We start from the raw sequence: 13,720 nt of genomic DNA, 5'->3' as shown, positions 1-13,720 counted from the left end.
GCAAAGAAAAACCGGCGGGTAGCCGCCGGTTTTTTTCCTGAGCTCGCGTTGCCGCGTCGGTCAGTTGGAGCCCTTCGCGTCGGGACCGCCCACCACGACGGTCGCCATGGTCTGCGGCTGCAGCACGCGCTGGAACGCCGCGCGCACCTGATCGCGCGTGACAGCCGCAACGCGCTGCGTCCACGTATCGAGGTAATTGAGCGGCAGGTTGTACCAGCCGATGTTGGCGACGTTGTCCAGCAGCTTGCGGTTGCTGTCGAGCCGCAGCGGGAAACCGTTGACGAGGTTGTCCTTGGCCGCCTTCAGTTCCGCGTCCGTGGGGCCGTCGGCGACGAACCTGGCGACGGTGTCGCGCACCACGCTCAGCGCTTGCTCGGTCTGATCCTTGCGGGTCTGCAGGGACAACTCGAACGGCCCGGGCTGCGCAGCGGGCGCAAAGTAGCTGCCGATGCTGTACGTCAGCCCGCGCTTCTCGCGCACCTCGTTGGTCAGGCGCGCGCTGAAGCCGCCGCCGCCGAGCACGTAATTGCCGACCAGCAACGGGAAGTAGTCCTTGTCGGTGCGGGTGATGCCCGGCTGGCCAATGATGATCGTGGCCTGCTGCGCCGGGTGCGGAATGCGGATGGTCTCGGCCTTCGCCAGCGGCATCTTGACGTCCGGCAGCGGCGGAGGCGTCGCGCCATCGGCCGGCAGGCCGCGCGTGATCTGCTCGGCGATGGCCTCGGCCTCCTGGCGGCTGATCGCGCCGATCAGCGTCACCACCGCCCGCTTGGCCGTGTAGTTGGCCTGGTAATAGCGCACGATGTCATCGCGCGTGATGCTCTCCACCGTTTCCGGCGACGCCGTCTGCCCGTACGGATGCGCGCCGTAGATGGCCTTGCCGAATGCGCGCTCGGCCAGCACCCCGGGCTTGGTCAGCGATTCGCGGATGGCCGCCACGAGGCGCTGCTTGTCACGTGCGAGCACGGCGTCGGGGAAGGTCGGCGCCGAGACGATCTGCGTCATCAGCGAGATGGCCGGTCCGCGTTCAACGGGATCGGACAGCGTGCGCAAGCGCAGACTCGTGCGGTCACCGCCCGCGCCACCGGCAAAGCTGGCGCCCACATCGGCAAACGCATCGGCAATTGCTGCTTCATCGCGGGCCGGAGCACTGCCCTGGGCGGCGACGCCCTTGTCGAGCATGCCGGCAGTGAGCGAGGCCAGCCCCACCTTGTTCGCCGGCTCGTAACGGGAGCCGGCATCCACGTCGAGGTTGATGTCGAGCATCGGAATCGACGGGCTCGGCACGAAGAACACGCGCGCGCCGGTCGACGCCGTCCAATGTTCGATCGGCAGCGCGGCCAGCGCGCCTTGGGCGGCCGCCGCCAGGATGGCGACCAGCGCCGTCTTCAGCGTGATAGACATGGCGCGCATCAACGCAGCCCTCCTTCATCGCGCATCCCGGGAACGGGTTTGCGCGCCGGTTTGTTGGGATCGATCGGTTGCGGCAGCAGCGTGGCGACGACGAGGTTGTCTTCGCCGAAGTACGTCTGCGCCACGTGCTGGATCTGCGCCGACGTGACGGCCTTGATCTTCTCGAGCTGGCGGTCGATCGTGCGCCACGACAGCCCGCTCATCTCGTTCATGCCGATCTCCATGCCCTGGCCGAAGACCGAGTCGCGCTTGTAGATCTGCGCGGCCACGACCTGGGCCTTCACGCGCTTCAACTCGGCATCGGTCACGCCTTCGCGGGCGATGCGCTCGATCTGCGCGCGCAGCGCCTGTTCGATCTCGGCGGTGGTATGGCCGTCCGCCGGCGTGCCGTCCATCAGGAAGATCGACGGGCCGCGGTTCAGGCCGTCGTAGCCGGCGTTCACGTCATCGGCGATGCGCTTGTCGCCCTTGACGAGCTGGCTCGACAGGCGCGCGTTGTCGTAACCATCCAGCACGGCGGAGAGCACTTCGAGCGCGTACGGGTCGACGTCCTTTTCGACATCGTTCAGGCGCGGCACCTTGTACGCCAGCACAACGTACGGGTTCTCGGCCGGTGCCTTCACCCAGATGCGTTTCACGCCGATCTGCCTGGGCTCTTCCTGCGCATAGCGGCGCGGCAGGTCGTGCGGCTTGAGCTTGCCGTACGTGCGCTGCGCGAGACGGAAGACCTCATCGGGGTTCACGTCGCCCGCGACGATCACGGTGACGTTGTTCGGCGTGTACCAGGCGTGGTACCAGTTCTGCGCGTCCTGCACCGTCATCGTGTCGAGGTCGCCCGGCCAGCCGATGGTCGGGTTGCGATACGGCGCAGCGTTGAACAGCGTGGCGAGCATCTGCTCGTAGACCGTGGCGCGCGCGGAGTCGTCGATGCGCATGCGGCGCTCTTCCTTGACCACGTTCATCTCCGGCTTGAACTCCTTGTCGGTCAGCTGGAGATTGGCCATCCGGTCGGCTTCGAGCGCCATCACATCGGCCAGGTGGGACTTTTCGATCTGCTGGAAGTACATCGTGAAGTCGCGCGTGGTCATGGCGTTCTCGCGCCCGCCCATGGCCGCCACGCGGCGGGAGAACTCACCAGGGCCGACCGCCTTGGTGCCCTTGAACATCATGTGCTCCAGCATGTGGGCCACGCCCGTGGTGCCGTTGTGCTCGTCGATGCTGCCGGCGCGGTACCAGACCATGTGCGCCACGGTGGGCGCACGATGGTCTTCCTTGACGATCAGGCGCAGGCCGTTGGGCAGCTTGTATTCGTGCGTATCGGCTTGGCTGGCGCCCACTTTGGCCGCGGCAGCGGCGGTTGCCGTACGGGCTGGCGCGGCAGCCAGCGCCTGCGCGCCGGCCTGACCAGCCAGCAGCCCCGCGGCGAGGGCCATCGCAGCCAATTGCGAAGTGCGTAGCCGCGCCCGGTCTGAAACGATTCGCGTGGAAGAGCGCATAAGGGGCCGTCTGATAAAATTCGACGATTGATTCTAACGGCGAATAGACCCGCCCCCGCGATGTTTAGTTTCTGGAAAAAGCGCAAGGCGGAGCCCCAACCGGCCGCCGAATCCGCCCTCGCAGCCGCTCCCGAGCCCGCACAGGCGCCGACGTCCGCTACGGCCGTACCGACCCCTGCGGCAGACACACCGGCCGCGGTTGTCACGCCCGACGCCAGCGCCTCCATGCCAACGCCGCCAGCCACGGAAGACGCCCGCCCGGGCTGGCTCTCGCGCCTGGGCTTTGGCGGCGCTCCGGCACCCGAACCGGCCGCCCCGCAAGCGCCGGCATCCGCGCCCGTCGAAACGCAGGTCCCGACACCCGCCGCCGCACCAACGCCGGCCACGCCAGTCGCACCGGTGGCCGTGCCCGACACGCCAGCCGCGCCGCCCGCGCTCGACATGCAGGCCGGCGATATCGAAACCGTGCCTACGCCGGCCATCATCGAACAGGGACGCAAGGGCTGGATGTCACGCCTGCGCTCAGGCTTGTCGAAGACGAGCAAGAACCTCACGACGCTGTTCGTCGGCGTGAAGGTGGACGAAGCGCTGTTCGAAGAACTCGAGACCGCGCTGCTGATGGCCGACGCCGGCGTCGATGCCACCGAATACCTGCTCGGCGAACTGCGCCGCCGCATCAAGGCCGAGCGCATCGAAACCGCCGAGGGCGTCAAGACCGCCCTGCGCGACCTGCTGGTCGAGCTGCTGCACCCGCTGGAAAAGACCATGGTGCTCGGCCGCGAACAGCCAATGGTCATCATGATTGCGGGCGTCAACGGTGCCGGCAAGACGACCAGCATCGGCAAGCTGTGCAAGCACTTCCAGACCTACGGTCAATCGGTGCTGCTGGCAGCGGGCGACACCTTCCGCGCCGCCGCGCGCGAGCAGCTCGTCATCTGGGGCGAGCGCAACAACGTGACGGTCGTCGCGCAGGAATCCGGCGACCCGGCCGCGGTCATCTACGACGCAGTCAACGCCGCACGTGCACGCGGCATCGACATCGTCATGGCCGACACCGCGGGCCGCCTGCCGACGCAGTTGCACCTGATGGAAGAGCTGAAGAAGGTGCGCCGCGTGATCGGCAAGGCCATGGCGACGGCCCCACACGAAACGCTGCTCGTGATCGACGGCAACACCGGCCAGAACGCGCTGGCGCAGCTGAAGGCGTTCGACGATGCGCTGGGCCTCACGGGGCTGATCGTCACCAAGCTCGATGGCACCGCCAAGGGCGGCATCCTCGCTGCGATCGCACGGCAGCGTCCGGTGCCGGTGTACTTCATTGGCGTGGGCGAGCAGGTGGAGGATCTGCAGCCGTTTTCGGCGCGCGAGTTTGCGGATGCGCTGTTGGGATAACGTCCTGCGAAACCTTGTTGCACAGAAACGCCCTGAATTGTTCAGGGCGTTTCTATTTGCGGTCGAACTTATCGCGCTCCGCATTTACCAGCACATCACATGCGTTAAGGCTCAACTAGTCGCCCTCCGATCAGCATGCCCCCTACGCTAATTTCGAGTACCCACCGAATTGGAATTGTCTGATTGAGATTCAGCGCATGGCGCTGCTCCAATGGAGCACTTCAGCGAAGTGCTCTCATGTGGAGATGGCAGATGCAAGACACACAATCCGGCAAGGTCTACGTTGCGGCGTTCAACGGCGCGAAGACATCCAACGGCGGCGAGATCATTCAGGGCTCCAGCAGCATCCGAGACAGCGGGCACACGCTCCTGCTCGTGGGCGATGAAGCTGTCTACCCAGACGGCAGCGTGGCTGCCATTACCGCGGGCGCGGGCATGGCGATGGTGGACGACGATCGTCCCGTTGCAATCATTGGCAGCCCACTGAGCGACGGCGACACCATTGTTTCGTCGCCAGTCACGGCCCTGACTTTCGATGAACCGGCGGACGCGCCCATCATCGGCCTGCTTGACCCGGCGTACCGTCCGGAGCCGGCGACCGACAGCGCGATCTGAGGGGCCCGATCATGGAAGACATGCGCCCCGGCCTTAGGCATGGTGACTTAACTACGACGGGTGGCGTCATAACTGCCACCGGCAGGATGCGGTTCCACGGCAAAGAGGTGGCTGCGGAAGGGGATCTGGCAACTTGCCCAGCCTGCAAATCCGTGGGCTACCTAGTCAATGATGCCTACCCAGCGTTCGGGCTTCCGAGCGGTCGCCAGCTCGCCATTCAAGGTGCGTGGATCTTCTGCAAATGCGCCAGTCCCCCTCGCGCCATTGCTTCGACGGATAAGTTTCGGGTTGCGGTGAATCGAGCTGGCAGTGGAATGCTCGTTTCGGTGAGTGCGAAATCAGCCTTCACCGCGCCGCTGGGAGGCCATAACCGGGTGCCGTTGCCCTCATCGTCGCTCAAAGAGACAGATCAGAAATCGACGCTTGAAGACGATCCCCAATTGATCTGCCCCAACATGAGCAACGCGGAGTTCGCTCAGATGGTCATGCAACGACGAGACAAAGCTGTGTCGCTTATCGATAAGCGCCTAACCGAATTAGCAGGATGGTCTACCGCCGCGCGGGTTCGCGTCGCCCAGTGGTTCCGTAATAGCGACGTTGTAACGCGGGACTATCTCGCCGGTGGACTTGCCCGCATACGTCATAGACTCGCCGGGCTAACTCCAAACAATTTTGTTCGCTATTCTGGGGCGGCCATGGCGCATGTCGGCTGCGTTTCAGACTCAAAGAGAAAACTCGGGGTTGTCGCAGAGGTATGCGCACCCGATACGGCAACGCATACGATCGCCATTCATTCGGATTTCTGCGAGCTACGAGACTTTGCCTACAGCATGGACTCGCAGGTATCTACGCTAATACATGAGGTATCGCACTTCCACGACACCATGAACACCGGAGATGCTGTTTACTTCATGAGGAAGTGCCGAGACCTTGCGAAATCCAACCCGGAGATCACGCTCCAGAACGCCGATAGCATTGCCGGTTATGTCATCTATGAAGATTAGAAATACGCTGGCGGCGTTTCTGCTCTTGAGTGCCGGCGTCACGTATGCCTGCATGCCAGGTCAGAATTTTGATGTGTACTTTTCTTCGGGTTCCGCTGCGGTATCTTCGTCGGAAATACTTCGCTTAGCGAATTGGTTGGTAGATCAGCGCATCAAGTATCCGACGCAAGAGGTGCTTCAGGTCGATGGGCGGGCAGAAGACCATGAGCGTAACGCGCGTGCGCTGGCAAAAGCACGCTTACAAGCCGTCGTGTCCATCCTGAAAACCCAACACTTCAACCAAGTGCCGGTGGATGAACACTACGGCGTCTACCGGTCAGATGATGTAGGAAACGGACGGCGAGTCGAAATTTCGATCTTGCCTGCGTGCCCCAACCCGTGCTGCTCTGACGGCGACATGCCTACCAAGAGATAAGCGAGCTTGGCTGTCCTCAATGCGGAAGCGGGTCAAGAAAAAACGGTTGAAGGACGCGATCGAAGCACAACGATTTGAGGATGTGTTCGTGAGCTACCGGGGCATCATGATCGGGAACGGCCAGGTTTGGATCAGCGGCATCACGGAACGAGGCCGAAGTAAGCCGACGATCAAAATCATCTCGATCAACACGCAGTGAGTCGTCTGATATTCACCTCACGTTTCAGCCCAGTTCAGCGCCACAGCGGCGAAGGCGTACCGATGAAAGTTTCCGTGATGTTGGCTACAGCAGCGATGGCCCTAATGACGAATGCCAGCGCTGAGATATTCGAAGACTATGACAGCTTCTACGTCTCGCGACCTCACAAACTTTTCGGTGAACCAATCGAGTTCGACCACGGCTCCACCTATGCTGCGCAGGGACGACCCGGTAGCTATGTGAAACTTCGAGCCTCTCTGGAAGGAAAGCCTTTGCGCGTTGAAATTGCGCCAGATCGCATCACAGTCAATGGAGTCATCCGCCGCTTTGACCGAGCGAAGACCTTGCCTGGAGAGCACCCAACAGACATCTACCCCCCAGGCGCAAGCGTATTTCTGGTTCCAAGGACCACTGTCCATCCAGCCGCGCTTTGCGTGGATGGGGCAAGCTCAGGCTCAGGCGAAGCCAACCGACATACACAGACCTATCTGCTGCTCGACCCATTGGCGCTGCGTGGCAAAGCGACGTTCCTGCACCTGCCGAGCTTGCTCTCGTCGTGCAGGGCGGTCACGGTGACCGACCATGGCAAGGTTGCCTTCCCCAAGAACACGTATCTGCTCGACGCACAGCAAGAAAACCGAGCAGGCTTGCTGCTGTCGTATTACACCTTTGAGGGCCAGCGTTTTGTGCCAATCCAGAAAGAGGTTCAGGTCCGATTTGTGCAGCCGGAAATCCCGTTTCAATTCGAGATTCAGGAGTGATCGCTTGCCGAGCTGAAGTCTGGAAGGATGGGTCGAGCAATCCGCAATACGAGTCCAGGCTCACGAGTAAGATCCAACATCAAAGTGCGCTGACTCCTGCGACAAAAAAAAGCGCCGCCACCGCGACGCCTCACATCTCAATCACGCCGCATCCGGCTGCGCCGCAGGCGCAGCCTTTTGAAACGCCTCCTGCGCCATACAGTGCTCAAAAATGCGCGCAAGCGTGGGGTAATCCTCCACCGCCACATCGAACCGCTTGCCGTTGAACACCTGCGGCACGAGGCACAGGTCGGCCAGCGTCGGCGTTTCGCCCACGCAATAGGTGCCCGTCAGCGGAGACTGTGACAGCCGCGTCTCCAGTGCCGCAAACCCCAGCTTCACCCAGTAGCGATACCAGTCGTTGCGAGCCTCTTCTTCCACGTTGAACGTGCTCTTCAGATACTTCAGCACGCGCGGATTGTTCAGCGGATGGATCTCGCAGGCAATCGCCAATGCGATCGCGCGGATGTGCGCACGATTGCTGGGCGAGCCTGGCAGCAGCGTGGGCTCCGGATGCGTCTCTTCCAGGTATTCGACGATCGCCAACGACTGGTTCAGGACGTCGTTGCCGTCGCACAGCACGGGCACCAGCGCATCGGGGTTCAGCTTGACGAACTCGGGCGCCAGTTGCTCGCCCTTGAGCAGGTGCACCGGCGCGTATTCGTACGGCACGCCCTTGATCTCCAGGGCGATACGCACGCGGAACGACGCCGAACTGCGGAAATAGTTGTACAGCTTGATCGACATGGCTTCTGACTCTTCTGTCGCGTCTATCAAATGACCTTGACGTGCAGTTCGCCCACGCCGTCGATCTTGCCGACCATCAGGTCGCCGACGACCACCGGGCCAACGCCTTCGGGCGTGCCGGTGTAGATCAGGTCGCCGGGGCGCAGCTCGAACAGGCGCGACAGGTACGCAATGGTTTCCGGCACCGACCAGATCAGGTCCGACAGGTCACCGCGCTGGTGTTCGCGACCGTTGACCGACAGCGTGATGGCGCCCTTGTCCGGATGCGCCACATCCTTGGCCGGCACGATCGGGCCGATGGGCGCCGAGCCGTCGAACGCCTTGCCGGTCTCCCACGGGCGGCCGCCTTTCTTGGCGGCGTTCTGCAAGTCGCGGCGCGTCATGTCCAGGCCGATGGCGTAACCGTAGATATGGTTGGCTGCGGTTTCCACGGCGATATCGCGGCCGCCCGTGCCGATGGCGACCACGAGCTCGATCTCGTAGTGGCAGTCCTTGGTCTCGGTGGGGTAGACGAACTGGCCCGTCTCGCCGTCGGCGACGTAGCGCACGGCGTCGGCGGGCTTGCAGAAGAAGAACGGCGGCTCGCGGTCGGGGTCGGAGCCCATCTCGCGCGCGTGGGCGGCGTAGTTGCGGCCGACGCAGTACACGCGGCGCACCGGAAACTGGCCTTGCCCGCCACGCACCGGAATACCGTTGACGGCGGGCGGGGTGACAACGAAATCGGTCATGCAGGTCTCCTCGGACTAAGCTGGAATGGAACAGGAACTCACGGGGACACGGCCACCGCACCCCCGGCGACCGACGCGTTTGCGAGGATACACCCGCCCCGGGTCGGCGCGGTTCTTGCATGAGTGGTGTGCAAAACGCACCTTCCTGCACCATGCATGTGAAACCGCCCACCCCGCCCGCCTCGCTCGCCGCATCCCACCCGGCCGCGCCGATGCGCGTGCTGCTGGTGCGGGATCCGCTGGACGCCGAGCAGATCAACCTCGAGCTGATCCGTGCCGGCCTGGCCGAAGCCGGCTTTGTCGACGTGGGTGTCGCCGACGCGGACCTCACCCTGCCCGACCGCATTGCGCAGGCGCAACCGGACATGGTGATCGTCGCCTCCGAATCGGCCGCGCGGGACACCATCGAGCATGTTTGCGTGGCCACGCAGCACGCACCGCGCCCCATCGTACTGTTCACCGACAACGACGACGCCGAGCGCATCAAGGCCGCTTTCGCCGCCGGCATCACCGCCTACATCGTCGACGGCATCAAGCCCACGCGCGTCAAGGCGGTGCTGGACGTGGCCTACGCGCGCTTCGAGCACGAACGCGAACTGCGCGCCGAGCTGGACAACGCCAAGACGCAACTCGCCGAGCGCAAGGTGCTCGAGCGCGCCAAGGGCCTGCTGATGAAGCAGATGAACCTGTCGGAAGACGACGCCTTCAAGCGCCTGCGCAAGATGGCGATGGACCGCAACATCAAGCTCGTCGAAGCCGCCCAACGCGTGATCGACGTGATGGCCGGCTGAGCGGTCGGACCACCGCCCAGTTTTGGTGCGTCGCACAACTCCGGCGCTGGAAACGCACCAGTCGCGCGCGGCGTTCCGCCCCCCCACGTGGCGTTCCGAAGCTCAACCGCCGAGCTAAAAGCCTCGCACGCCGAGTTCCGAACTCGGAACGCCAGCATGCATCGGTCAACGTTGGCATACCCCTTGCAAGTGTCGCTGCGAAGCCGGTGCCAACGTGGGTACCGGCACGGGACAACGGCGTCCCGATGCACGGCAGCGCGCCCCTCTTCCGGATGGGCGGCGGTCGCGCGTCGGGACGCTTTTTCTTTGGAGCCATGGATGGCCGCGCCAGACAAGACCGACGCTCTCGTCAACCCGATCAACCCGAAACGCCGCAGCATCATGAAAGCCGCGGCGACCATTGCAGGAGGCAGTGCCGTGGCATTGATCGATCCGCTGGTGCGTGCCGGGGCCTGGGCCGCCGGCTCCGATGCGCCCGAGAAGACGGAGCTGAAGGTGGGCTTTATCCCCCTCACGGACTGCGCCTCGGTGGTCATGGCCTCCACGCTGGGCATCGACAAGAAGTACGGCATCAAGATCACGCCGTCGAAAGAAGCCTCGTGGGCGGGCGTGCGCGACAAGCTCGTATCGGGCGACCTGGATGCGGCGCACGTGCTGTACGGCCTGATCTACGGCGTGCAGCTCGGCATTGGCGGCCCCAAGAAAGACATGGCCGTGCTGATGACGCTCAACAACAACGGCCAGGCGATCACGCTGTCGTCCAAGCTCAAGGACGCGGGCGTCAAGGATGGCGCGTCGTTGAAGGCCGTCATGGCGAAAGACAAGCGCGAATATGTGTTCGCGCAGACCTTCCCGACCGGCACGCATGCGATGTGGCTGTATTACTGGCTGGCCGCGCACGGCATCCACCCGCTGCAGGAGGCGAAGGCGATCACCGTGCCGCCGCCGCAGATGGTCGCGAACATGCGCGTGGGCAACATGGATGGCTACTGCGTGGGCGAGCCGTGGGGTGCCCGCGCGATTGCAGACAACATCGGCTTTACCGCCGAGACAACACAGGCCATCTGGAAAGACCACCCCGAGAAGGTGCTCGGCACCACGGCCGAGTTCGTGCAGAAGTATCCGAACACCGCGCGTGCGCTCACCGCCGCAGTGCTGGAAGCGAGCAAGTTCATCGATGCGTCGGCGTCGAACCGCCGCAAGACGGCCGAGACCATCGCCGCCAAGTCCTACGTCAACACCGACATGGACATCATTCTCGACCGCATGCTCGGCCGCTACACCAATGGCCTGGGCAAGACCTGGGACGACCCGGACCCGATGCGCTTCTACCACGACGGCGCGGTCAACTTCCCGTACCTGTCGGACGGCATGTGGTTCCTCACGCAGCACAAGCGCTGGGGGCTGCTGAAGGCGCATCCGGATTACCTGGCCGTCGCCAAGCAGGTCAACCGCATCGACATCTTCAAGCAGGCGGCAGCCGCCACCGGCACGCCGCTGCCCAAGAGCGAGATGCGCACGGCCAAGTTGATCGACGGCGTGGTGTGGGATGCGAAGAACCCCGCCGCGTATGCGGACGGCTTCAAGCTGAAAGCCTGACGCCTCCGGCCTTCCGAATTTCTGATTGCGGTCCCTCACATCGATGGAGCCCGACATGAACACGCTCGTCAAAACGTTGTCCGGCGTGCAGTCCGACGCCGCCCCTGAACGTCGCCGGTTCGTTGCGCGCGACTGGCTTGTCGCCGCCGTGGTGCGCGGCTTTCCGCCGGTGCTGGGCTTGGTGCTGTTTGTGCTGGCGTGGCAAGGCATTGCCACGGCCATCGCCGCATTGCCGACACCGGCGGTGACGTGGAAAGCGGCCGTTGCGCTGTTTGCCGATCCGTTCTATCGCAATGGCCCGAATGACCAGGGCGTAGGCTGGAACGTGCTGGCCTCGCTGGCACGCGTGGGTGCGGGCTTCGGCATGGCGGCCGTCATCGGCATTCCGGCGGGCTTCCTGATCGGGCGCTTTGCGTTTCTCAATGCGATGGCCTCGCCCATCATCAGCCTGCTGCGGCCGGTATCGCCGCTGGCGTGGCTGCCGATCGGGCTGCTGCTGTTCAAGTCCGCCAACCCGGCAGCCATCTGGGCGATCTTCATCTGCTCGATCTGGCCGATGGTGATCAACACTGCCGTGGGCGTGACGCGCGTGCCGCAGGACTACCTGAACGTGGCCCGTGTGCTGAACCTGTCCGAATGGAAGGTGTTCACGCGCGTGCTGTTTCCCGCGGTGCTGCCGTACATGCTGACGGGCGTGCGGCTGTCCATCGGCACGGCGTGGCTGGTCATCGTGGCGGCGGAGATGCTCACCGGCGGCGTCGGCATCGGCTTCTGGCTGTGGGACGAGTGGAACAACCTGAAGGTCGAGCACATCGTCATCGCCATCTTCGTGATTGGTGTGGTGGGCTTGCTGCTCGAGCACGCGCTGCTGGCGATTGCGCGGCGCTTCTCGTACGACGCGGTTTGAGGACATTGGGGGGAGCGCCATGACAGACAAATTCCTGCGCATTGAAAACGTCGGGCAGACGTTCAAGACCAAGCGCGGCCCGTTCGTCGCCCTGCGCGACATCGACCTGACGGTGGCGCGCGGTGAGTGCATCGCGCTCATCGGGCACTCGGGGTGCGGTAAGTCGACGTTGCTCAATCTCATTGCCGGCCTCACGCGGCCGACCACGGGTGGATTGATCCTCGCCGAGCGCGAGATTGCCGGGCCGGGACCGGATCGCGCGGTGGTGTTTCAGAACCACTCGCTGTTGCCGTGGCTCACGTGCTTTGACAACGTGTATCTCGCCGTCGAGCGCGTCTTCGGCAAGACCGAGACCAAGGCGCAACTGCGTGAGCGCACGCATGCGGCGCTGGCGCTGGTGGGCTTGTCGCATGCCGAGCAGAAGCATCCGCACGAAATCTCGGGCGGGATGAAGCAGCGCGTGGGCATTGCGCGAGCGTTGTCCATGGAGCCGAAGGTGTTGCTGATGGATGAGCCGTTTGGGGCATTGGACGCGCTCACGCGGGCGCATCTGCAGGATGAGCTGCTGAAGATCGTGGCGGCGACCGGCAGCACGGTGGTGATGGTGACCCACGATGTGGATGAAGCGGTGCTGCTGGCGGATCGCATCGTGATGATGACGAATGGGCCGGCTGCGACGATTGGCGAAGTGTTGACGGTGGATTTGCCGCGGCCGCGGGACCGGATGGCGTTGGCGGAGGATGCGGCTTATCACGCTTGCCGGACGGCGGTGTTGGATTTTCTTTATCGGAAGCAGAGGCATCCGGTGGCGGAGGCTGCCTGAATTTTGGTTTGGGTTGGTTGGCTTTTGGTTTTGGTGTTGGGCGTTGGCCTCTGTTTCGTTCCCGGGCCTGTCAGCAATTTCGTGTTCAAGGCATAACAGGGGCTGTCAGTAATTTCGTGTTCAAGGCATAACATGCTCCCAAGGAGACCTTATGCCTGGCAAACCGAAGACCAAGCCGGCCGATCTGCCGGCGATCCCCGCCGAACTGCTCGAACAGTTCGGCAACGGCCCGATGACGGCCGAAGCCATCAATGCTGCCACGCTGGCCCTTAAGAAGGCCCTGATCGAGCGGGCGCTGGGTGGCGAGATGAACCATCATCTCGGCTATCGGCCAGGTGCGGCCAAACCGGCCACCGTCACCAACCAGCGCAACGGCACGGGCGCCAAGACGGTGCTGACCGAGGACGGACCGATCCGCATCGAGGTACCACGAGACCGTGACGGCGCGGCCGACTCACTTTCTTTGTCTTGCCAAAGAAAGTAAGCAAAGAAAGGCGCCGCATAGGGCAGGAACGTCAAAGGCCAGACCATCAAGCACGAGCGCAGCAGGCACCAACAACACAACGCGAAGCAAAGCGAGCAACAACAGCAAAAGCAAGGGCCACCCTGGCCAGCACACCGTCGTGGTGGCCTTTGACGTTCCTGCCCTAGATGGCGCCTTGGATTTTTGTTGCGGGGAGGATAAAGAGGGGAGCCTTGTCTGAGCGCAGCGAGTTTGGCTCCCCTCCCTCCCCGCAACAAAAATCCAAGGAGGGGGTCGCCATCTCGGGCGCGCCTTTCTTTGGTTACTT

14 protein-coding genes and 1 pseudogene are annotated in these 13,720 nt (G+C 63.5%); 11 read left to right on the top strand and 4 right to left on the bottom strand.

Translation table 11 applies throughout. The features are described 5' to 3' along the window. Nucleotides 1–60: 60 nt before the first annotated feature. Together A6M56_RS21030 and A6M56_RS21025 are read right to left on the bottom strand one after the other, a co-directional pair. Nucleotides 61–1,413 (bottom strand): M16 family metallopeptidase, encoded by a 1,353-nt coding sequence (locus A6M56_RS21030; protein WP_045785717.1) that lies wholly within the window; start codon nucleotides 1,411–1,413, stop codon nucleotides 61–63. Continuing rightward, complete coding sequence (locus A6M56_RS21025) at nucleotides 1,413–2,909, bottom strand: M16 family metallopeptidase (protein WP_045785716.1); 1,497 nt, start codon at nucleotides 2,907–2,909, stop codon at nucleotides 1,413–1,415. Before A6M56_RS21025 ends, A6M56_RS21030 begins: the two co-directional genes overlap by 1 nt. A 60-nt stretch (nucleotides 2,910–2,969) precedes the next feature. On the opposite strand from A6M56_RS21025, the gene ftsY reads away from it, so the two are divergent. The 6 genes from ftsY (at nucleotide 2,970) to A6M56_RS20995 (ending at nucleotide 7,295) form a co-directional block, all read left to right on the top strand. Then, the gene (ftsY, locus tag A6M56_RS21020; protein ID WP_102080702.1) at nucleotides 2,970–4,301 is read left to right on the top strand and encodes a signal recognition particle-docking protein FtsY; all 1,332 of its coding nucleotides are present in this window, start codon (nucleotides 2,970–2,972) and stop codon (nucleotides 4,299–4,301) included. Between the two features lie 252 nt (nucleotides 4,302–4,553). After that, a complete protein-coding gene (locus A6M56_RS21015) occupies nucleotides 4,554–4,916 on the top strand; it encodes a PAAR domain-containing protein (protein WP_102080701.1) in 363 nt (120 codons plus the stop codon). Between the two features lie 11 nt (nucleotides 4,917–4,927). After that, on the top strand, nucleotides 4,928–5,920 hold the full coding sequence (locus A6M56_RS21010; RefSeq protein WP_257984087.1) for a M35 family metalloendopeptidase: 993 nt from the start codon (nucleotides 4,928–4,930) through the stop codon (nucleotides 5,918–5,920). Then, nucleotides 5,901–6,335 (top strand): hypothetical protein, encoded by a 435-nt coding sequence (locus A6M56_RS21005; RefSeq protein ID WP_147282523.1) that lies wholly within the window; start codon nucleotides 5,901–5,903, stop codon nucleotides 6,333–6,335. Before A6M56_RS21010 ends, A6M56_RS21005 begins: the two co-directional genes overlap by 20 nt. Before the next feature lie 46 nt (nucleotides 6,336–6,381). Next, a complete protein-coding gene (locus A6M56_RS21000) occupies nucleotides 6,382–6,534 on the top strand; it encodes a hypothetical protein (RefSeq protein ID WP_157773986.1) in 153 nt (50 codons plus the stop codon). A 62-nt stretch (nucleotides 6,535–6,596) separates the two neighbouring features. Beyond that, on the top strand, nucleotides 6,597–7,295 hold the full coding sequence (locus tag A6M56_RS20995) for a hypothetical protein (RefSeq protein ID WP_102080699.1): 699 nt from the start codon (nucleotides 6,597–6,599) through the stop codon (nucleotides 7,293–7,295). A gap of 141 nt (nucleotides 7,296–7,436) precedes the next feature. Here the strand turns inward: A6M56_RS20995 and maiA are convergent, their stop codons facing one another. Beyond that, nucleotides 7,437–8,081, bottom strand: coding sequence for a maleylacetoacetate isomerase (maiA, locus tag A6M56_RS20990; RefSeq protein ID WP_045785712.1), 645 nt, complete (start codon nucleotides 8,079–8,081; stop codon nucleotides 7,437–7,439). A gap of 26 nt (nucleotides 8,082–8,107) precedes the next feature. Continuing rightward, nucleotides 8,108–8,809, bottom strand: coding sequence for a fumarylacetoacetate hydrolase family protein (locus A6M56_RS20985; protein ID WP_045785711.1), 702 nt, complete (start codon nucleotides 8,807–8,809; stop codon nucleotides 8,108–8,110). A 152-nt stretch (nucleotides 8,810–8,961) separates the two neighbouring features. On the opposite strand from A6M56_RS20985, the gene A6M56_RS20980 reads away from it, so the two are divergent. The 5 genes and pseudogenes from A6M56_RS20980 to A6M56_RS20960 all read left to right on the top strand — a co-directional run. Then, entirely contained in the window at nucleotides 8,962–9,600 is a 639-nt protein-coding gene (locus tag A6M56_RS20980) for an ANTAR domain-containing response regulator (protein WP_045785710.1), read from the top strand. Between the two features lie 318 nt (nucleotides 9,601–9,918). Continuing rightward, nucleotides 9,919–11,199, top strand: a complete 1,281-nt coding sequence (locus A6M56_RS20975) for a CmpA/NrtA family ABC transporter substrate-binding protein (RefSeq protein WP_102080698.1) — start codon at nucleotides 9,919–9,921, stop codon at nucleotides 11,197–11,199. 55 nt (nucleotides 11,200–11,254) lie between these two features. Further along, entirely contained in the window at nucleotides 11,255–12,106 is an 852-nt protein-coding gene (gene ntrB / locus A6M56_RS20970) for a nitrate ABC transporter permease (RefSeq protein WP_102080697.1), read from the top strand. Between the two features lie 19 nt (nucleotides 12,107–12,125). After that, nucleotides 12,126–12,929 (top strand): ABC transporter ATP-binding protein, encoded by an 804-nt coding sequence (locus A6M56_RS20965; RefSeq protein ID WP_062739113.1) that lies wholly within the window; start codon nucleotides 12,126–12,128, stop codon nucleotides 12,927–12,929. 151 nt (nucleotides 12,930–13,080) lie between these two features. After that, nucleotides 13,081–13,389 (top strand): annotated as a pseudogene (locus A6M56_RS20960) (transposase); the annotation flags it as partial. Between the last annotated feature and the right edge of the window lie 331 nt (nucleotides 13,390–13,720).

The organism is Ralstonia sp. RL (assembly GCF_001683835.1).
GTDB lineage: Bacteria > Pseudomonadota > Gammaproteobacteria > Burkholderiales > Burkholderiaceae > Ralstonia > Ralstonia mannitolilytica.
Note: the sequence above shows the minus strand (reverse complement) of the source record. Positions and strands in the feature narration are given on the sequence as shown.